This is a genomic window from Neobacillus sp. FW104-15D2 (assembly GCF_058790155.1).
Genome location: NZ_JBYTCJ010000045.1, coordinates 1 through 21,085, shown reverse-complemented (window position 1 = coordinate 21,085; position 21,085 = coordinate 1). Strand labels below are relative to the sequence as shown.

At 40.0% G+C, this 21,085-nt stretch carries 14 protein-coding genes and 2 riboswitches; of the genes, 13 read left to right on the top strand and 1 reads right to left on the bottom strand.

From position 1 onward, the window contains the following. Nucleotides 1-167: 167 nt before the first annotated feature. A complete protein-coding gene (locus tag AC3WR0_RS23870; protein WP_492554598.1) occupies nt 168-974 on the bottom strand; it encodes a formate/nitrite transporter family protein in 807 nt (268 codons plus the stop codon). Between the two features lie 628 nt (nt 975-1,602). Between AC3WR0_RS23870 and AC3WR0_RS23865 the strand changes: the two genes are divergently transcribed. The 13 genes from AC3WR0_RS23865 (at nt 1,603) to ptsG (ending at nt 20,331) form a co-directional block, all read left to right on the top strand. Continuing rightward, nucleotides 1,603-2,748, top strand: a complete 1,146-nt coding sequence (locus AC3WR0_RS23865) for a C39 family peptidase (RefSeq protein WP_492554597.1) — start codon at nt 1,603-1,605, stop codon at nt 2,746-2,748. Between the two features lie 142 nt (nt 2,749-2,890). Continuing rightward, the gene (locus AC3WR0_RS23860; RefSeq protein ID WP_492554596.1) at nt 2,891-3,415 is read left to right on the top strand and encodes a DinB family protein; all 525 of its coding nucleotides are present in this window, start codon (nt 2,891-2,893) and stop codon (nt 3,413-3,415) included. Between the two features lie 304 nt (nt 3,416-3,719). Further along, entirely contained in the window at nt 3,720-5,117 is a 1,398-nt protein-coding gene (locus tag AC3WR0_RS23855) for a cytosine permease (RefSeq protein WP_492554595.1), read from the top strand. Between the two features lie 10 nt (nt 5,118-5,127). Beyond that, nucleotides 5,128-6,393 (top strand): cytosine deaminase, encoded by a 1,266-nt coding sequence (locus AC3WR0_RS23850; protein WP_492554594.1) that lies wholly within the window; start codon nt 5,128-5,130, stop codon nt 6,391-6,393. 128 nt (nt 6,394-6,521) lie between these two features. Next, entirely contained in the window at nt 6,522-7,757 is a 1,236-nt protein-coding gene (locus AC3WR0_RS23845) for an aminopeptidase (RefSeq protein WP_492554593.1), read from the top strand. 382 nt (nt 7,758-8,139) lie between these two features. Next, nucleotides 8,140-9,081, top strand: a complete 942-nt coding sequence (locus tag AC3WR0_RS23840) for an AAA family ATPase (RefSeq protein WP_492554606.1) — start codon at nt 8,140-8,142, stop codon at nt 9,079-9,081. Further along, entirely contained in the window at nt 9,082-10,299 is a 1,218-nt protein-coding gene (locus AC3WR0_RS23835; RefSeq protein WP_492554592.1) for a DUF58 domain-containing protein, read from the top strand. After that, complete coding sequence (locus tag AC3WR0_RS23830; RefSeq protein WP_492554591.1) at nt 10,296-12,518, top strand: DUF4129 domain-containing transglutaminase family protein; 2,223 nt, start codon at nt 10,296-10,298, stop codon at nt 12,516-12,518. The genes AC3WR0_RS23835 and AC3WR0_RS23830 overlap by 4 nt, the downstream gene beginning before the upstream one ends. A gap of 36 nt (nt 12,519-12,554) precedes the next feature. Further along, a riboswitch (purine riboswitch) is annotated at nt 12,555-12,656 on the top strand. A 184-nt stretch (nt 12,657-12,840) separates the two neighbouring features. After that, nucleotides 12,841-14,394 (top strand): glutamine-hydrolyzing GMP synthase, encoded by a 1,554-nt coding sequence (guaA, locus tag AC3WR0_RS23825; protein WP_492554605.1) that lies wholly within the window; start codon nt 12,841-12,843, stop codon nt 14,392-14,394. A 92-nt stretch (nt 14,395-14,486) separates the two neighbouring features. Next, nucleotides 14,487-14,588: riboswitch (purine riboswitch) on the top strand. Nucleotides 14,589-14,727: 139 nt separating this feature from the next. After that, nucleotides 14,728-16,056 carry an NCS2 family permease gene (locus AC3WR0_RS23820; RefSeq protein ID WP_492554590.1) on the top strand — a complete coding sequence of 443 codons (1,329 nt, stop codon included), beginning with the start codon at nt 14,728-14,730 and terminating at the stop codon, nt 16,054-16,056. A 98-nt stretch (nt 16,057-16,154) separates the two neighbouring features. Next, nucleotides 16,155-17,081, top strand: a complete 927-nt coding sequence (locus AC3WR0_RS23815; RefSeq protein WP_492554589.1) for a manganese-dependent inorganic pyrophosphatase — start codon at nt 16,155-16,157, stop codon at nt 17,079-17,081. Between the two features lie 144 nt (nt 17,082-17,225). Next, nucleotides 17,226-18,065, top strand: coding sequence for a glucose PTS transporter transcription antiterminator GlcT (glcT, locus tag AC3WR0_RS23810; RefSeq protein WP_492554588.1), 840 nt, complete (start codon nt 17,226-17,228; stop codon nt 18,063-18,065). A 190-nt stretch (nt 18,066-18,255) separates the two neighbouring features. After that, a complete protein-coding gene (gene ptsG / locus AC3WR0_RS23805) occupies nt 18,256-20,331 on the top strand; it encodes a glucose-specific PTS transporter subunit IIBC (protein WP_492554604.1) in 2,076 nt (691 codons plus the stop codon). The last annotated feature ends 754 nt before the right edge of the window (nt 20,332-21,085 follow it).

Here is a 21,085-nt window from a genome sequence, read left to right as displayed (position 1 = left end):
CAAACCGTTTAAGGGGGAGTATATAAGCGTATAAAACGCCAGAAGCTATTCCTGTCTTATATGAGGGAAGCAGGATATCTGGGCAATTGTCCATTACCTAATATCAATACATCCGGTATATATAATCCATTTTACAAGCCTATATTTATACTAAATTAATGGTTACGTTAAGCAGCCTTTTTTAATTTTCTATCAGACTGGGTTTCTATAGAGTTCTTATATGATATCCAATAGATCAGGCCTACGAATACAGCGCCACCGATTGCGTTTCCAATTACCACCGGTATAAAGTTAGAAAAATAATCTCCCCAGCTGAAGTGACCTGCAAAGATAGCGGCAGGGATAACGAACATGTTCGCCACAACGTGCTGAAAGCCGATTGCTACAAATCCCATAATCGGGAACCAAATTGCCAGCATTTTTCCCCCGATATCCTCAGCACCATAGGCGAGCCAAACGGCTAAACATACGAGCCAGTTACAGCCAATAGCGGAAATTAAACTCTTAATGAAGGTATCATCAATTTTCGCTTGTGCAATTGCTACAGTTTTAGTTAAAAACGGACCTGTTTCTGTTAATCCGACAAGGTGTCCAAAGAAATAGGCAACAAATACTGCACCAATGAAATTACTGATTAAAATTAACAGCCAATTTCTGAACAGCTGTCCTACCGTAGCTCGTTTTGCGAAAACAGCAATTGGCAGTGCCATCATATTTCCTGTTAACAATTCTCCCCCTGCAATTACAATTAACATAAGTCCTAATGGGAAAACGGAACCCCCTAAAAGTGAGCTTAAAGTACCCCACTGGGCTGGTAAATTTGCTATGACACGAATGTCCAATAGAAAACCAAAAGCAATGAAGGCTCCTCCTAAGAATCCTAATAAAAGTGTTTGTCCAGTGGGCATTGCTGCCTTCTTGGCACCAGCTTCTACTGCTAAATTCGCAATGGACTGCGGACTGTGAAATGCCATGTTTTTTTCCTCCTTAAATAGGTTATATTTATCAGCTGTCGTAAAATTTTAAAAATCTTAGTATCATAGGCGGCGACTCATTTTTTGAGTTTATGGATAATTTGTAAAATTAAAATACAAAAAACCCCACCATAAATCGGAATTCATGCAATACATGAACCGGTTTACAGTGGGGTGACAGCTTAGCATTTTAACCATACTTGCAATCTTTCCCGCCATAGACGAAACAAAGAACAGGATATCCAAACAATTCTCATTATCCGAACATCAATGAACCATTTCGTTTTCTATCAACGGTAAATAATATATCATGCAAAAATGGAAATGTGAACATTATATGAACTTTTTTTAATTTTATTTTCGAAAAATAAGAATGGAGAGTTTATATAGTAGGGAGTCATATTCTTTGTATATCATTCTCTTCAGTTGGAAAGTTATTGAAATAGCAGCCTGCTTACTTCCTGAGTCAATCCTCCTGTTAAAAATATTCCGTTAAGCCAATTGATTCATTTATGGAAATCTAAAGGGTTATCGTTAGACTTTCGACATTCTTCCTTATAGTTTTTAAGTAGGTTACTTTGACTGACGGAAATAGTTGGAAATTTAACAGAAGACAGGAGGAAAAAGTATGCACGATTTTGAGGTCCCAAAAAATAAACGTCTCCCAATCAGAAAGACGTTTGCAAAAGGTTTGATTTCCGCGTCCATTCTGGCAAGCAGTTTACTGCTGCCGCAACTGCCTATTAATCTTTCAAATCAAACGGTCGTACACGCCGCATCGGTAACTTATACCGTAACAGCCAGTAATTTAAATGTGCGGTCAGGAGCAGGAACGAATTATTCACAAATCGGCAGTTTAAAGCGAGGGTCCGCCGTCCAAGTTATCCAAAAGCTTAGCAATGGCTGGTACAAGGTTTCTTATAATGGAAAAGCTGGCTATGTCAGTGGCCAATATATCCGATCCACAACCTCATCACCTTCACCTGTTTACAGAGTCAATGCAAGCGGACTAAATGTTCGGTCAGGTCCTGGCGTACAATATAGCAAATTAGGGTTATTAATAAGTGGCACTGTGCTTAATGTTATACATAAAGAAAACAATGGCTGGTATAAAATATCCTTTAACGGAAAAACAGGATATGTGAGCGGACAGTATATTACAACAGGTAGTGCCGTCAGAACACCTGCCAGCAGAATACTTAGTGTGCCGCTTATGGCACAGCGACCTGAATTACCAAGTGGATGTGAGGTAACATCGCTTGCTATGGCTCTTTCCTACTACGGAGTTCATGTAAGCAAAACGACATTAGCAAAGCAAATGCCCTATGATTCTACTAAACTAGCCAGAAATGCGAACGGAACCATTAGAACGTGGGGTGATCCGGACGTCGGGTTTGTTGGAACACCATTTGGAAACGGACATACTATTAATCCTGGTCCTTTAAAAAGTCTTCTCGACCGTTATCGTCCTGGAGGTGTTAACTTAACTGGCAGAGACTTTTCCTCAGTAGAGCAGTATATTTTGCAGGGGAAACCTGTGCTGGCATGGTTTACGATAAACTACCAGATGCCTTCCGCCCGATATTGGAAAACTCCTGCCGGAAAATCGATTTATGCTCCCACTCCATTACACTGCATTGTCGTAACAGGAGTAGATGCTAATTACGTTTATTTTAATGATGGAGAGGCAGTAAAGCAAAATGTGAAAATGTCGAAATCAACTTTTATAAAAATTTATAACGCCATGGGAAAGCGTGCGCTGGCAGTAAATTAATGAAAAGAGCATTTACGGATGAACAGTCCGTAGATGCTTTTTTAATAGATGTCCAATTTGAAAATTTTATACCTTCTATAATTCACAATGTTGAGTAAAATTAATAAAAACATATATTACTAAAACTGAGGGGAGTAATAATGTGAATTTTAAATTGACGGAAGCGCTCGAGGTACTGAACCGTACACCGCAGGCATTAGAGTATTTCTTAAGTGGTTTATCTGATGGCTGGCTACAAAGTAATGAGGGTGAAGGAACCTGGAATATTGCACAAGTCATAGATCATCTCATTGAAGGAGAGAACAATAATTGGATTCTAAGGTTAGAATTCATTCTTAAGGAGGGTGAAAATAAGCCCTTTCCACCATTTGATCGTTTTTCTCACTTAAGTGAAAGGTCTAAAGGATCGATTGAACAAAAACTGATTGAATTTAAAAAGATAAGAACTTCAAATATAAACAAACTTATGTTGATCATAGAACCTGAATTACATCTTGAATTGGCGGGTGTCCATCCTGCATTCGGAGAAGTAAAGATAAGAGAATTGCTTTCTGCCTGGGTCGTGCATGATTTAACACATATGGCTCAAATCGTACGGGTTATGTCTGAGAGATACAGGACTGAAGTGGGTAAGTGGAAGGAATACTTAGGCATATTAAATAAATAGCAATGCACTTTATCCGAAAGCTAAAGTATTTAAGCAAAAGTGGGACAGCTGTAGATTAGCCGAAATTCAAATTAAACTGTTGACACTTGTCGAAAAATGCAGTATATTTTCAATAGTTCAATAAGAGGTACCTTTAATTTAGTCCTGTGAGGCTAACAAGGTTGACGGCTATTCTACCTGGGTAGAGTATATTTTTGCGGAGACTTTCTGTTAGATTCATAGCGGAAAGTCTTTTTTTATGCCAAAAATGGCCAAGATTAAAGGGTTTTGTACCTCTTCAATTTCATTATTGGAGGTAAACGTCATGGAAACAACAACTGGAAAAGCTGTAGTTGGAAATAATACTCAGCAGGAACATAAGGAATATGGAGCAGTCGAAGCTGTTCCAATAAATGAAAGAAGCTTAAGCTTTGGAGATATGGTTGCCACATGGATTGGGGCGAATGCAAATAACGGTTCCTGGTATGTTGGGGGAGTTGTGGCAGGTGCTGCTTTCGGCGGATCTGTACTCGTCACTTTAGTAGCGAACCCGATTGCTTACATAATAATGGCTTTAATTGGATTTATGGGTTACAAGGTTGGAACTTCCACAATGGCTCTTACAAGACCATCCTTCGGTGTAAAGGGAAGTTACCTTCCATCAGTATTAAACAGTACACAGTTTATAGGGTGGACTGCGGTTAACACATTTATCGCCGCCATATCCGTCAGTCTGGTTTGTAAAGACTACTTAGGATGGCCAGCATTTGGTGAGCCAGGCGGAAATAAAACCATGATTTTTGGAATTGTGGTCATGAGTGTTCTTCATCTTCTATCTATTGCTATGGGACATAAATCAGTTAAGTTAGTAGAACGTATCGGTGTTGTTTTCATTCTTATCCTGGGAATTTGGGAAACGGTTGTAGTACTTCAGCATATTTCGATTCATGACATCATGAACTGGCAGCCGCCAAAAGGAAAACTAATGCCGATTGGATCCGCCTTTGATGCTATGGCAGCCTTCAGTCTTGGCTGGGTACCGGCAATTGCAGAATTTACCCGCTATGGAAAAAATCGTGCTACTGCAACTGTAGCTCCGATGATTGGTGCAAATATCGGTGTTTTCTGGTTCGCTTTAGTCGGTGTAATTGGCGCAATTGGTACTGCAATTTCTACAGGTGTATATGATCCTAACAATTCAGATCCAAGTACGATTGTTACGAAGCTGGGACTTGGTCCCGTTGCTCTATTGGTTATAATTTTAACAAGTACAACAGCCAATGCAGTAAACCTGATGGCTGCAGGAATTTCTCTAACAAATGTAACGAAAAAAATTAAGCCAATGCCTGCTTTATGGCTGGTTACGATTATCGCGGCTATTTTAACAGTAGTACCATTGTATATCGGAAGCTTCCTAGATTCCTTTATCGGATTCTTGGATTATATCGGAATGGTATTTGGACCGATATTCGCTATCACGATTGTTGACTTCTATCTTGTACGTAAGAAGTCATACGATGTAAATGAATTTGATAAGACAAAGGGTAAGTACTGGTTCCAGGGCGGTTTTAATCTAAAGGCAATGGCTGTATGGGTAATCGGAGTTGTTTTCTTCCTATTAGTTCACAACAAAGCGATATTCACAGGCACAATTGGTGCTACTTATCCAACAATCGTATTAACAGGGGTAATCTATTATATTCTCTCAAAACTATCGAAATAAGGTGAATTGAATGATATTAAAGAACGCCAGGTTACGCGGAAAAGAGGGTCTTTGGCAGATAGAGGTTGAAGACGGCAAAATTACTAAAATAGCAGAAAACAGCAGCGAGCAGGCTGGCACAAATGTAATTGATGCGGAAGAAGGCCTTGTCCTCCCACCTTTTATCGAACCACATATCCATCTGGATACAACTTTAACAGCAGGAGAGCCAAGCTGGAATGTAAGCGGTACGCTGTTTGAAGGAATTGAACGATGGGCGGAACGTAAGCAGTTCTTAACAATTGAGGATGTTAAAACTCGGGCAAAAAAAGCGCTGAAAATGCAAATTGCACAAGGAATTCAATACGTAAGGACACACGTTGATGTTACCGATCCGAAGCTGACAGCTTTAAAGGCTATGCTTGAGGTTAAAGAAGAAATGGCACCATGGTGTGACATTCAGCTTGTAGCATTTCCGCAGGAAGGAATTCTATCTTATCCAAATGGATTTGAACTCCTAGAAGAATCGGTAAAAATGGGTGTGGATGTTGTAGGGGGGATTCCTCACTATGAGTTCACACGTGAATACGGTGTTGATTCAGTTAAACAGGTTTTTAAATTAGCTGCTAAATACGACCGTCTGGTAGATTTTCATTGCGATGAAATCGATGACGAACAATCAAGATTTGTAGAAGTAGTTGCGGCTGAAGCATACCGTTACGGTATTGGTGAAAAAGTAACGGCGAGCCACACTACAGCTATGCATTCCTATAATGGAGCTTATACTTCTAAACTATTTAGGCTGCTTAAGCTTTCCAATATTAATTTCGTTGCTAATCCATTAGTAAATACTCATCTGCAGGGCCGATTTGACACTTATCCTAAACGCCGCGGAATTACCCGTGTGAAGGAACTTTTAGAGTCTGGAATTAATGTCTGCTTCGGACATGATGATATTTTTGACCCTTGGTATCCGATGGGAACAGGCAACATGCTTCAAGTACTTCAAATGGGACTTCATGTTTGCCAATTGATGGGCTATGAGCAGATTATGGAATCAATTAATTTGATTACAGATAATAGTGCTAAAACACTCCATATCCAAGACCAATATGGTGTAGAAGTTGGAAAACCAGCGAACTTTATCGTTCTCCCTGCAACGGATTCATACGATGCAATCCGCCGCCAGGTATCCGTGCGTTACTCAATCCGTAACGGAGAAGTTATTGCTGAAACAAAACCAAGCACACCGATGATTTATCTGGATAAAGAAGAAGCAATTAATTTCCAAAAATAATCGACTAAAAAGGCCGCTTAGACACTAAGGTGTTTAAGCGGCTTTTTAAATTTGGGAATAATAGAGGTGTAGTCCGTTAAAGGAAAGAATATATAGGACGAGGTAATAGCTGAAAGGATGATAAACATATGAAACAAGAACAAATCGAAAAATATGCCCAATTAATTGTGAAACAAGGTGTGAATCTGCAAAAGGATCAGCTTTTGGTAATACTGGCACCAATCGAAGCTGCTGATTTTGTCAATATGCTCGCGGAAGCTGCTTATAAAGAAGGGGCAGGACATGTTGCGGTGAAGTGGGATGCGGCTGAGTTGGAGAAAGTGAGATTCCTCTATGCACAGGATGAATCGCTCAATAAATATCCTGAATGGGACCAGGACTTTTATCTAAAGACAGCTGCCGCAGGTGCAGCTTATATCAGTGTTTATGCAGAAGATCCTGAGATGTTTAAAGGAGTAAATCCTGAGCGGATAGCCAAAGCACAAAGAGCAATGGGAAATGCAATTAAGGAATACAAAGAAAAACGAATGAGCAATCAAAACCGCTGGTCGGTTGTTTCAGTGCCAACACCGGGATGGGCAAAAAAGGTTTTTCCAGAGCTTGATACAGAAGCAGCCATTGAAGAGCTTTGGGAATTAATCTTAAAGGCGGTTAGGTCTGATCTTTCCGAGCCTATAAAAGCTTGGGAAGAGCATAAGCAAAAATTAAAGCAGAGAATTGAATTCATGCACAGCAATGAAATTATAGAGCTTCATTACACAAATTCGTTAGGAACAGACCTGACTATTGAGTTCCATGATGAGCATAAATGGGTCGGGGGTTCGAATCATGCAGCAGATGGTGTTGAATTTATTGCGAATATGCCAACCGAAGAGATTTTTACAGCACCAAAAAATACAGGCGTTAATGGAAAAGTAGTAGCTTCAAAGCCGCTTCATTATAACGGGAGTTTGATAGAGGATTTCTACCTCGTGTTTAAAGATGGTAAAGTGGATGAATTTGATGCCAAAACCGGAATTGAAACCCTTAGTAAATTGATTGAAACCGATGAGGGTTCTTCAAGGCTGGGAGAGGTTGCACTCGTGCCCTATCATTCACCCATTTCAAGCATGAACACGCTTTTTTATAATACATTGTTTGATGAAAATGCATCCTGCCATCTGGCACTCGGCAAGGCATATCCAATCAATATAAAAAACAATGAAAAATACAGCAAGGAAGAATTGGCTGCAATGGGTGTAAATGACTCTCTTGTACATGCCGATTTCATGTTCGGTACTAGTGACCTTTCTATTGTTGGAAAGACAAAATCCGGGAAAGAAATCCAAGTATTTGAGAACGGAAATTTTGTGTTTGAAAACTAATTAACTATAGTGACCCCAAAAGGTTTGCCGCAGGCAAAGGGGGAACTCGAGAGGGTATATAATATCTCTAACCAGTCCTCCGAAGGGAAAAGGGGTAACTAAAACCGTATTAATCATTAATAAATGTAAGACCCATCTCTATATTTAAGAGGTGGGTCTTTTTAGTTTTGTCATTTTAATGTTTGTAGAATAGAAATCCGCAGAGGGAGCGGATTCTGTTAAGTATCACAAAAATGGTGTGAAAAAACTAGTTATTAAATGGAAAATTTTAAATAAAAGTACGGCGATAAAAGGTTTTTATTTAGAAAATATAGAATTATATAGGGTAAATATGTAATTTTTATGAATTTTCATAAGGGGGATTTTCGTGAAACAGGAACAAATGCGGCTGGATATAGAAAAAATTTTAGATAATATCGAAAAAGTAATGATTGGGAAGAGGAACGTTGCTGAATTAAGCCTCGTGGCTTTGCTCGCCGAAGGACATGTACTACTGGAGGATGTGCCAGGTGTCGGTAAAACCATGATGGTACGCGCACTTGCCAAGTCCGTAAATGCAAAGTTTAAAAGGATTCAGTTTACTCCTGACCTTTTGCCGTCCGATGTGACGGGTATATCTATTTACAATCCAAAGGATATGGAATTCCAATTTAGACCGGGCCCGTTGATGGGAAATATTATTCTTGCAGATGAAATTAACCGTACGTCCCCAAAAACTCAATCAGCCCTCCTGGAAGGTATGGAAGAGGGCAGCGTGACGATTGACGGTGTCACCCACATACTTCAAAAGCCATTCTTTGTTATGGCCACCCAAAACCCAATTGAATATGAAGGGACTTTTGCGCTTCCTGAGGCTCAGCTGGACCGTTTTCTCTTAAAAATGAAAATGGGTTATCCTGAAATCGGCGAAGAAATGGAAGTATTAAACCGGGCTCAGAAAGTGCCGCCAATTGGTGATCTGAAACCAGTTATAGACCTTGAAGGGCTTCGTGCAATCCAGACGGAAATAAAAGAGGTTTATGTAGACAGCAGCGTCAAGCGGTATATTGTAGATATTGCTCATGGAACGAGACACAACGGAAGTGTTTATCTCGGTGCAAGCCCGCGTGGTTCCATTGCACTAATGAAGGCAGCCCAGGCTTATGCATTTATGAGGGGACGCGACTTTGTTCTTCCTGATGACATCCAGTACCTTGCTCCATTTGTTTTTTCACACCGGATTATTTTGAAATCGGAGGCTAAATTTGAAGGTATTACTGCTGAGGAAGTGATTAGCCGGGTTATTGCCCGTGTGCCTGTTCCGGTTCAAAGGCTTGTGAATTAAATGGAAAAGGTATCGACTTTATTTAAAAGAGTATGGAAGGGGCTAGTTTTATACCTGCTGTTTGCGGGGGCATTTTCCTATGCGATGTTTCAAGGGGGATTTGTAAGCTGGTTTTTGTTTTACAGCTTTTTGCCATTTGGACTATACAGCCTGGGCATGGCCTTTTACCGCATAGGAGAAATAGAAGTTGAACGGCTTCTTCCTAAAACGGATTTTAACGCAGGCGAACCCTTAAAAGCTGAAATTAGAATTACAAGAAAGTCTTCCTTTCCATTATTTTATCTTTTGGTTGAAGATCAGCTATCTGATGAACTTAAGCAATCAAACCTCAGTAAGAACACCAAGGTTCTACTTTTTCCTGGATTTAAAAAAGAGTTCTCCTATAAATATACCATTGAGCATCTCCCACGCGGAGAACATTTCTTTCAATATTGTAAGCTGACCACCGGGGATCCCCTGGGACTGATTGAAAAAGAAGAAAAGGCGAAGGCGGAGAACAGGATTCTTGTTTATCCAGCCTATACCGATTTAATTTATCAGCCGTTTGAAAACCACTATGATCAGGGAATGACTGCTTCAAGGGAAAGAGTACAGCGGGACAGCACCATGGCCATTGGAGTGAGAGAATACCAGCCAGGCGACCGATTTTCCTGGATCAATTGGAAAGCGTCCGCTAAGCGTAATGAGATCATGACAAAGGAATTTGAGCAGCGCCAGTCCCACGATGTATTTATGATAATGGACTGCCAGCCTGACCACCGATTTGAAACGGTTGTTTCGTTTACAGCTTCTCTTGTAAGAGCCATTTTAAAAAAAGGGGCACAAACCGGGCTGATGACCAATACAAAAGATACTTCTTCCTTCCCGATCAGGGGAGGGGAAAGACAGATGCAGCAGATTTTTTATCACCTTGCTAAAATCAAGCCTTATCATTCCGTTCCTTTTGAAAAGGTGCTTGAGACAGAGATTTTTTCAGCACATCAATCCGTAGCTTTGATGTTAATAACTGCTAAGGTATCAAAGGAGTTAATTGAAAAAGCAGGCGCCGTTGGACAAAGAAAAGGAGCAGCAACCATTTTTCTAATGAAGGATGCAAAAGAAACACCTGATAAGAACGAAATTACTTTAAAGGCTATGGCGAACGCCCGCGGTGTCAAACTTATATTGGTTCATGACGGCCAGTTTGCCTCTGCTTTCTCGGAGGTGAATTTGCGATGAGAATCCAAGCTGGTGAGCGGGGGAAGTCCTCGCTGTTATTGTACGCAATTGCTTTTTTTATGCTGTGGGAATGGCTAAGACCCATTGGTAAAGTAACGGATACCAGCTATCTGAGTGTCTTTGTTATTTTTATTGCCTTATCCTTTGCCGGGGGATATTTTCAAATAAACAAAGGACTGAAGGTCACAATTAAATTACTTTACATCCTGGGAAGTGTTTACAATTTTTACTATTCAGGAGGATTTTTTCATCTTAATTGGTGGAACCTTTTCTTTAGCGATCTAAGCAGGAATGCCGGTTTTATTGGAAGTAGAGATTGGAATGCTCTCTCAGATCCCTTTCGAACAATTCTATTTTTTACTTTGCTGTGGCTGATGGTTTATCTGCTGCAGTATTGGCTTCTTAACCGGCAGCGGATTTTTGTGTTTTTCCTTATGACTATTATATATATAACGGTTTTGGATACCTTTACTCCATATAATGCGAAGTGGGCAATTGTAAGAACAGTTCTCGCTGGTTTTACAGTGATGGGGATCCTTACCTTTTCACGGATTATTAAGATAGAGAACGTTGGAAAGGATTCTTCCTCGAGGCGTAAATGGATGGTTCCACTTGCAGTTATGCTTTTTTTAAGTGGTTTTGTTGGCATGATTGCTCCCAAGGCAGAACCGATTTGGCCAGACCCTGTTCCTTTTTTAACGTCACTTAACAACAAAAGCGGAGATGAAGGAAATTCGGGGGGCATAGCAAGAATTGGTTACGGAACAAACGATTCGAGACTCGGAGGACCCTTCCTCCCGGATAACAGTGTCGTTTTTACTGCCAATACGGAGAACCGCCACTATTGGAAGGTTGAAACAAAAGAGGTATATACGGGAAAGGGATGGACTTCTCCGCGAAAAGAGTCACGAATAAGCTTTTTAAATGATGAGGAGGTTCCGTTTGAACGTTTTCCTGGAGATGTAAAAACAGAAAAGGAAAAAGTTGAACTAAACATGAATCTCCTGTATCCCCACATTATTTATCCTTACGGTACGGTAGAAATAAACGCGGGTAAAAATATAAAGTTTCAAGCAGATCCTGTATTAGAGAAGATCTATAGCTACATGCCAAACATGGAGCCCTATCGTGCAACCCAATATTCAATGGATGTAGACGTACCTGAATATAAGGTATCAGCTTTAAGAAGCGTAAGTGGAGACGAAAGTACTGTGCTGTCGCCGGAGTTTATGGCTCGCTATACGCAGCTCCCAAACTCCCTCCCTTCCAGGGTTAAACGGCTTGCCAAGGAAATTACCGCTGGCAAAGAAAATTGGTTTGATCAAACTAAAGCAATCGAAGATTACTTTGACCTGCCTGACTTTACCTATGATCAAAAGAAGGTAGCTGTACCGGGGGAAAAGGATGACTACGTAGATCAATTTCTATTTCAAACAAAGCGTGGGTATTGCGACAACTTCTCCAGTTCCATGACTATTATGTTAAGGTCACTTGGCATTCCGGCAAGATGGGTAAAAGGTTATGCGGAAGGCGAGTTAAAGAATTACGATAGTAAAAATTCCAACAGGCAGATTTTTGAGGTGACCAATAATAATGCCCACTCCTGGGTGGAAGCGTACTTTCCGGGGCAGGGTTGGATCCCATTCGAGCCAACTAAGGGGTTTGATAACAGTCTCAACCTGAACTATGAAATCACATCCCAAACAAAAACTAATTCTGAGGCTGCACCTGTTGCGATTCAGAAAAAAACGCCAAAAAACAGGCTTGAAGAAATGGAGAAAAAAGCTGTTAAAAGTAAAGCCGTAAAAAAGGAAGAAACGGCCTTGAAAAAGGCAACTGTCTTTATTAAGACACAATGGTTAAAAGTGCTGCTGGGAATTTTGGTTTTATGCATTGTTGTATATCTTTTGTATAACATTCGTTACCGGTGGCTGCCTCACTACTTCATCTTCCTGTTTAAGTGGAGAAAAAAGGATACTCAATTTGCGAAGGCCTATATGGTATTGCTTAAACAGCTCGAACGGTACGGTCTAAAGCGTAAAGATGACCAGACGTTAAGAAGCTATGCCAAATATGTCGATGCTTTTTTTACCAGCAATGAAATGGGCCGCCTGACAAATCGTTATGAGCAGATGATTTACAACAACAGCCTGCCTAAGGGAAGCTGGAGAGAAAATAGGGAATTATGGGAAAATTTAATTAAAAAGACAATTGCTTGACCTGAAATTTAATCTATTGCTACAATATTAATCAAAATTAATATTGTGCGTTACCTTCATATATCCTCGATAATATGGATCGAAAGTCTCTACCGGGCCGCCGTAAATGGCCTGACTATGAAGGCAGAAATTTCTTTTATTAAAATTTAAAGAAAACTGAAATTCTGCCTTCGTTTATTTTTGCGGGCAAATTTTAGTTTTCTTTTTTTATGCCCATTGAAAAAGAGAGAAGCTTTTTATACAAATTTTTCTAAAAGGATGAAATGTTTTTGTGCTGAAGGCAAAAGATAAGTGGAAGAACTAGATGAAAGAGGTGGCCGTATTGACGGGGAAAATAGAGCTTCAAAACCAAGAGAAAATTGTGGTTCTGGACTTTGGGAGCCAATATAATCAGTTAATTACTAGGCGGATTCGTGAGTTTGGTGTATACAGTGAACTGCATCCTCATACCATAACAGCTGAAGAAATCAAGGAAATGAATCCAAAAGGAATCATTTTCTCAGGTGGCCCAAACAGTGTTTATGATGAAAACTCGTTCCGCTGTGATGAGCGTATTTTTGATTTGGGACTTCCTATCCTGGGTATTTGTTATGGGATGCAGCTAATGACCGTTCATTTTGGCGGAAAAGTGGAAAAGGCAAAAAATCGTGAATATGGCAAAGCGTTATTAACCCTGGAGCATGAGTCCAAAATTTACAAAGGATTGCCAAGAGAGCAAATTGTCTGGATGAGCCATGGCGATCTTGTTATGGAGGCACCGGAAGGATTTAAAGTAGACGGAATTAACCCTTCATGTCCAATTGCGGCTATGAGTGATGAAGAACGACGCTTATACGCAGTGCAATTCCATCCTGAAGTTCGCCACTCCATGTACGGAAATGAACTTCTTAAAAACTTTGTTTTTGAGGTTTGTGAGTGCCAGGGTAAATGGTCGATGGAGAACTTTATTGAAATTGAAATGGAAAAGATCCGGCAGACAGTTGGAAATAGAAACGTTTTATGTGCTCTTAGCGGCGGTGTGGATTCATCAGTTGTCGCGGTTTTAATCCATAAAGCTATAGGTGACCAGCTTACATGTATTTTTGTAGACCATGGCCTGCTTCGCAAAGATGAGGCCGATCAGGTAATGAAAACATTTGCTGATGGGTTCAATATGAATGTTATTAAAATTGATGCAAAAGACCGTTTCCTTAGCAAGTTAAAGGGAGTTTCTGACCCGGAACAAAAGCGGAAAATCATTGGCAACGAATTCATTTATGTGTTTGATGATGAAGCAGCCAAGCTTGAGGGAATCGACTTTCTTGCTCAAGGTACGCTTTATACTGACATTATTGAGAGCGGAACTGCTACTGCGCAAACAATAAAATCACATCACAATGTGGGCGGGCTTCCGGAAGACATGCAATTTACTCTAATCGAGCCATTAAATACTTTGTTTAAAGATGAGGTTCGTGCTCTTGGAACAGAGCTTGGTATTCCTGATGAAATTGTCTGGAGACAGCCATTCCCTGGACCGGGGCTTGGAATAAGAGTCCTGGGAGAAATTTCTGATGAGAAGCTTGAGATTGTCAGGGAGTCAGATGCTATCCTCCGCGAAGAAGTCAAAAAAGCAGGCCTTGAAAGGGAAATCTGGCAATACTTCACAGTACTTCCTGATATCAGAAGCGTTGGAGTAATGGGAGATGCCCGTACCTATGATTATACAATTGGAATCCGTGCGGTTACATCCATTGATGGAATGACCTCAGACTGGGCGAGAATTCCCTGGGACGTCCTAGAGTTGATTTCGACAAGAATCGTCAATGAAGTCTCACATGTGAACCGGGTAGTTTATGATATAACCAGTAAGCCACCTGCTACAATCGAATGGGAATAGGGCTTTTATACGAATGTTAAAATGTAGTAATTTGTAGAATGTTCGTGTTTTATGTTGACATAGTTCTTTTATCCTGTTAGAATCCAAATAGATAAAATGAAAAACATACGCATCGTATAATGTTGGGAATAAGGCCCAAAAGTTTCTACCAAGCTACCGTAAATGGCTTGACTACGAGGCAGTGTCAGATTAAGGAATGTTTCCTCTTTCCTTATTGCGGTTTGTACACATGCCATAGTCAGCGCTCCGGTAGAATCGGAGCGCTTTTTATTTCTTTTTTTGGGAACAATATGCAGATCGCGATGTATTTACTAGTAATAGGGGGAAAGAGAAATGAAAAAGTATTTTCAGTTTGAAGAGCTCGGTACCAATTACCGCCGCGAAACGATGGGAGGAATCACTACCTTCCTTGCAATGGCGTATATACTGATCGTAAATCCGATCACATTAACACTTCAGAATATTAAAGGTCTTCCGGATGCAATGCATATGGACTATGGCGCCGTTTTTGTAGCAACAGCATTAGCTGCAGCGATTGGTTCCATTGTAATGGGCTTGCTTGCAAGGTATCCATTGGCGCTTGCACCAGGTATGGGATTAAATGCCTTTTTTGCCTATTCTGTATTACTTGGCAGCAAAATCCCTTGGCAGCATGCACTGGGAGCAGTGTTTATCTCCGGTGTGTTTTTCTTCTTACTTACTGCAACAGGTTTCCGTGAAAAAATTATCAATGCTATTCCAGTTGAATTAAAACACGCAGTTGGAGCGGGAATTGGTTTATTCATTACTTTTATTGGCTTCCAAAACGCTGGTATCGTTGTTAATAATGATGCAACACTTGTTGGATTGGGTGATTTCACAAATGGCAATACTTTGCTTGCTATCTTCGGTATTATAATTACTGTTATTTTAATGACAAGAGGAATTAATGGCGGAGTATTTTACGGAATGATCATTACGGTTATCGTAGGTATGATCTTCGGCTTGATAGATATTCCACATAGAGTAGTTGATACAGTACCAAGTTTAAAACCGACTTTTGGAGCAGTTTTCAGTTCTTTTGGTGATAGTTCTTTCTATACCACATCAATGCTGGGTATTATTCTTACATTCTTATTCGTTGATTTCTTTGATAACGCTGGTACACTTGTTGCGGTTGCTCACCAGGCTGGTTTAATGAAGGACAATAAGCTTCCACGTGCAGGTAAAGCACTTTTCGCTGATTCCATCGCATCTATTGCGGGGTCAGTCCTTGGAACTTCAACAACAACATCATATATTGAGTCATCTGCTGGTGTAGCGGCAGGAGCAAAGACTGGATTTGCTTCACTTGTCACAGCAGCACTTTTCATCCTGTCACTGTTCTTCTTCCCATTATTGTCTGTGGTAACAGCTCCAGTAACAGCACCTGCTCTTGTAATTGTTGGTGTTCTGATGGTTTCATCTTTAGGAAAAATTGATTGGACAAAGTTTGAAATTGCAGTTCCTGCTTTCCTAACTATTATAGCAATGCCTCTTTCTTACAGCATTGCAACTGGTATTGCCGTTGGTTTTATCTTCTACCCAATTACAATGCTGGTTAAAGGACGGATAAAGGAAGTCAACCCAATTATGTACTTGTTCTTCGTCATTTTCGTCCTATATTTTATCTTCCTTAAGTAATTTTTATATTGCGAAAGAAGCCGCGAGGGTTCGCGGTTTTTTTCTTTTAAAAAGAATGATAATATTGTAAATGGAATCTTAATTAAAGGAGAGAGATCATGGAGAAAGTATTCATTTTCGGCCATAAAAATCCGGACACAGACACCATTTGTTCCGCGATCACTTATGCTGACTTAAAAAATAAATTGGGCTTCAATGCTGAACCCGTCCGCTTAGGTACAGTAAGCGAAGAAACACAATTTGCTCTTGATCAGTTTGGGATGACGGCACCCCGTCTTGTTGAAAAAGTCGCAGCTGAAGTAAAAGAGGTTATTTTAGTAGACCATAATGAGCGACAACAAAGTGCTGATGATCTGGAAGAGGTTCGTATAGCAGAAGTTATTGACCACCACCGTGTTGCTAACTTTGAGACAAAGGATCCCTTATACTTCCGTGTTGAGCCAGTTGGCTGTACGGCTACCATTTTAAATAAAATGTACAAAGAAAACGGTGTTAGCATCGAAAAGCCGATTGCAGGTTTAATGCTTTCTGCTATCATTTCTGACACGCTTTTGTTTAAATCTCCAACCTGTACACAACAGGATATCGACGCTGCACGTGAACTAGCTGAAATTGCAGGTGTTGATGCAGACTCCTACGGATTATCTATGTTAAAAGCAGGAGCTAACCTAAGTGATAAATCTGTTAAGGACCTGATTTCACTAGATGCTAAAGTTTTCCCAATGGGGAATGCGAAGGTAGAAATAGCACAGGTGAATGCGGTTGACACAAATGATGTTCTTTCCCGCCAAAAAGAAGTGGAGGAAGTCATCAACACTGTAATAGAGGAAAAGAATTTAGACCTATTTGTTTTTATTGTAACTGACATTTTAACAAATGATTCTGTGGTTCTGGCTCTTGGTAAGGGAGTCGCAAATGTTGAAAAAGCATTTAATATAACTTTAGATAATAACACAGCAGTTCTAAAAGGTGTTGTATCCCGTAAAAAACAAATTGTCCCGCCGTTAACTGCGTCCTTCGAATAATAGTTACAGGAAGACCGTCTTTCAGGCGGTCTTTTTATTTTTCAACAATCAAGAGAATTTTGATGTAGAATGATTGACTTCTTTGGTTCCCATGACTAACATGAAAATCAGACTGAATTTAATTTTGTGCGAGGGAGTGGCGGGATGAATTTTATAGTTAAGAAAGTGCTAAATAATAATGTAATCATCGCTGTTCACGAATCGTACGGGGAAGTCGTCATTATTGGTAAAGGGATTGGTTTTAACAGAAAGCGGGATGATATCATCGAATCCGGTTCTGTTGAAAAACTCTTTGTTTTAAGAAATGAAAAAGTGCAGGCAAACTATATAAAACTTTTGCCCTTTTTGCAGACCGATCTCCAGGAGGTTATTATATCTGCAATCGAGCTTATTAAACAAAGGACAGGCAATCCATTGAATGAGCATATTCACGTTGCTTTAACAGATCATATCATGTTTGCCATTAATAGAATTTCGACAGGGATGGAAATGAAGAATCCTTTTTTGATTGAAACGAAAACGCTTTATCCGTTTGAATATGATATAGCTGCAGAAGTAGTGCGGCTTCTTAAGGATAAAACAGAAGTGGACCTTCCTAAAGGAGAGATTGGTTTTATCGCTCTTCATATTCATAGTGCCGTGACAAATAAAAATTTAGCAGAGGTAAACCAGCATTCTCAGCTGGTAAGCCGGCTCATTGATATGACGGAAGATCAGCTCGGCATCGAAATAGATAAGGAAAGTGTAGATTATATGAGGCTAGTCCGCCATCTTCGCTTTACTATTGAAAGAGTAAATACTGGAGAAAAAGTGAACGAGCCGGAAAAAATTGCATTGCTATTCAAAAGTGAGTATCCTGTGTGTTATAATCTCTCGTGGAAGCTCATTAAGGTAATGCAACACACGCTAAAAAAACCGGTATTCGATGCCGAGGCTGTTTATTTAACCATGCATCTGCAAAGGCTACAGAAAAAAGTGAAATAGTTATTATTATCTTTCCACGTGTTACTGATTCTATCAGGCATGAGTGAAGAAGATAATTGAAATGGAATTTTGGGGGTAATATACCCTATGTAATTTCCATCAATTGTTTTCTTTCCTCATACCTTTTTTTATTTTTAGCGCTTTTGATTGGAAACGCTTAATGAGTAAAAATTATTAGGAGGTTCTTTCTATATTTAAAAAAGCTTTTGGCATCTTGCAAAAAGTCGGTAAAGCATTGATGCTTCCGGTCGCAATCCTTCCGGCAGCAGGTATTTTGCTGGCATTTGGTAATGCTTTGCAAAACCCGACTTTATTAGATCTGGCTCCATTCCTTCACAACAATGGAGTGGCTATGGTTGCAAAAATCATGGAACAAGCTGGTGGCATTATCTTTAGTAACCTTCCCCTATTATTTGCCGTGGGGGTAGCGGTTGGTCTATCGGGAGGAGAAGGGGTTGCCGGACTTGCGGCAATCGTTGGATTCCTTATTATGAATGTAACAATGGGAACTGCTATAGGAATTAATGCCGATTCATTAAAGTCTAATCCGCAAAGCTATGCAGCAGTATTAGGGATTCCTACCCTGCAAACAGGAGTATTCGGCGGTATTATCGTCGGTATCCTCGCTGCATCAATGTATAATCGTTTTTATGAAATTGAACTCCCTTCTTATTTAGGATTCTTTGCAGGTAAACGTTTCGTTCCGATCGTAACAGCAGCATGTGCTGTTATTCTAGGATTAATCATGATTGTTATCTGGCCTCCAATTCAGCACGGCCTGAACACTTTCTCTACTAACATGGTTGATGCAAACTTAACTTTATCAGCCTTTGTTTTTGGTGTAATTGAACGTTCACTGATTCCGTTTGGCCTTCACCATATTTTCTATGCGCCTTTCTGGTATGAGTTTGGCAGTTACACCAATTCAGCCGGTGACCTTGTCCGCGGTGACCAGCGTATCTTCATGGAACAAATTAAAGATGGCGTACAGCATTTAACTGCTGGAACATTTACAACTGGTAAATATCCATTTATGATGTTTGGTCTTCCGGCAGCTGCTTTGGCCATTTACCAAGAAGCTCGCCCTGAGAAGAAAAAGTTCGTCAGCGGTCTAATGTTATCTGCTGCATTAACTTCTTTCTTAACAGGTATTACAGAACCAATTGAATTCTCATTCCTGTTCGTAGCGCCAGTATTATTCGGTATCCACGCTATTTTCGCTGGTTTATCCTTTATGGTAATGCAGCTTTTAAATGTAAAAATTGGTATGACCTTCTCTGGTGGATTAATTGACTATATCCTTTTCGGATTAATCAACCCGCAAACCCACGCTTGGCTCGTAATTCCGGTTGGCTTGGTATTTGCCTTAATCTATTACTTCGGTTTCCGTTTCGCAATCCGCAAGTTTAACTTGATGACCCCGGGACGTGAAGCGGATGATGAGGAAGATGCACAGGAAGGCAAACCTGCCGCAGCGACTGGCGACCTTGCTTCAAATATCATTGCTGCAATGGGCGGACAACAGAACATTGCTCACCTGGATGCATGTATTACACGTCTTCGTGTTTCTGTAAACGATGCAAAAAATGTTGATAAATACCGTTTGAAAAAGCTTGGAGCTGCTGGTGTCCTTGAAGTAGGAAACAACATCCAAGCAATCTTTGGCCCTCGTTCCGAAACAATTAAAGGTCAAATGAAAGACATCATGAGTGGTAAAAGACCAAGAGCTGCTGAGCCTGTCTCTCCACAAACTGGTGTAGAAAAGCAGATCGAAGAAGTAAATCCTGCAGCACTTCAAAATGAAGTAGTTGGTGAAGAAGTATTCTTTGCTCCTCTTAAAGGAGAAGTGGTACCTATTACGGAAGTTCCTGATGAGGTATTTTCCGGTAAAATGATGGGTGACGGATTTGCAATAATCCCGGAAGAAGGATTAATTGTTGCTCCTGTTGATGGAAAAATCATTAACCTGTTTCCTACAAAGCATGCAGTAGGAATACTTTCTGATGCAGGCCGTGAAATCCTGATCCACGTAGGTATTGGTACAGTAAATCTTAAAGGACAAGGCTTCGAGACATTGGTCGCTGAAAATGACCGGATTGTTAAAGGCCAGCCTTTATTAAAAGTAGATCTTGATTACATGAAAAATAATGCAACTTCAACTATCACTCCAATCGTTTTCATGAACTTAAAAGAAGGCGAGCACATAGTGATTGAGAAATCAGGCAAAGTTAATGCCAAAGAAGAAGGTATTATTTCTATTAAGTAGTAAGCAACAAAAGAAGCTGTCCTGGAGTGGGTGACCCGGGGCAGCTTTTTTATAGTTTGCCCTGGCAGCTGTTAATTGCTTGGCTATTAAAGAACCGAGGAATAACTGCACAAGAACTTATAGGTGTTTATAAAAGGTAAACAGAAAGCTCGATGAAGGAATGGCTTAATGGATTTAGAACATCTTTCTTTGTTTTATTATAAGAAGAAGTACAAAAGAAAGAAGCAGAGGAAAGTAAGAAAAGAGTTTAAACATATTAAGTGAAAGCTACGAGTTAAGCAGAATCCGTAATGTCAAAGTAAGAAGAACGTCGGAAACCTCACGTACGGTTTGATGAATAGGAGCTGAATGTAAGAAGAGATAGTGAAACCTATCCGAAAATCAGTTTCTTATTCCTACTATAGAAGGTAGGGCATCAGGCAGGGCACCAACTGGATAAAAATGGATATAAAGGGATTTAGAAAACGTATTGACGGAATGGGCTTATCGGTGTATTATAGATGAACAGTCGTTGATGACGAGTTAACAACATCATCGAGTTGATAACAAAATTACGTTTTTAGTTTTTAAGTGGTTATCATCATAATCAACTCAAATACTTTAAAAAATGTTGTTGACATAGCGATTGTAAGATGATATATTAGTAAAGTTGCTTCTGAGCAACGCGTTAATATTGATTGCTCTTTGAAAACTAAACAAACAAAGCGTGAACAAACAAACAATAACATGATGAATTTAATTCATCAGCCAACGT

What these genes read in the sequence shown, in the direction of transcription:
- AC3WR0_RS23835 (WP_492554592.1), top strand. Translation starts at nt 9,082, where the DNA reads ATGGAAAAGGTATCGACTTTATTTAAAAGAGTATGGAAGGGGCTAGTT.
- AC3WR0_RS23815 (WP_492554589.1), top strand. Translation starts at nt 16,155, where the DNA reads ATGGAGAAAGTATTCATTTTCGGCCATAAAAATCCGGACACAGACACC.
- AC3WR0_RS23840 (WP_492554606.1), top strand. Translation starts at nt 8,140, where the DNA reads ATGCGGCTGGATATAGAAAAAATTTTAGATAATATCGAAAAAGTAATG.
- AC3WR0_RS23820 (WP_492554590.1), top strand. Translation starts at nt 14,728, where the DNA reads ATGAAAAAGTATTTTCAGTTTGAAGAGCTCGGTACCAATTACCGCCGC.
- AC3WR0_RS23865 (WP_492554597.1), top strand. Translation starts at nt 1,603, where the DNA reads ATGCACGATTTTGAGGTCCCAAAAAATAAACGTCTCCCAATCAGAAAG.
- AC3WR0_RS23870 (WP_492554598.1), bottom strand. Translation starts at nt 974, where the DNA reads ATGGCATTTCACAGTCCGCAGTCCATTGCGAATTTAGCAGTAGAAGCT.
- AC3WR0_RS23855 (WP_492554595.1), top strand. Translation starts at nt 3,720, where the DNA reads ATGGAAACAACAACTGGAAAAGCTGTAGTTGGAAATAATACTCAGCAG.
- AC3WR0_RS23850 (WP_492554594.1), top strand. Translation starts at nt 5,128, where the DNA reads ATGATATTAAAGAACGCCAGGTTACGCGGAAAAGAGGGTCTTTGGCAG.
- glcT (WP_492554588.1), top strand. Translation starts at nt 17,226, where the DNA reads ATGAATTTTATAGTTAAGAAAGTGCTAAATAATAATGTAATCATCGCT.
- AC3WR0_RS23830 (WP_492554591.1), top strand. Translation starts at nt 10,296, where the DNA reads ATGAGAATCCAAGCTGGTGAGCGGGGGAAGTCCTCGCTGTTATTGTAC.
- AC3WR0_RS23845 (WP_492554593.1), top strand. Translation starts at nt 6,522, where the DNA reads ATGAAACAAGAACAAATCGAAAAATATGCCCAATTAATTGTGAAACAA.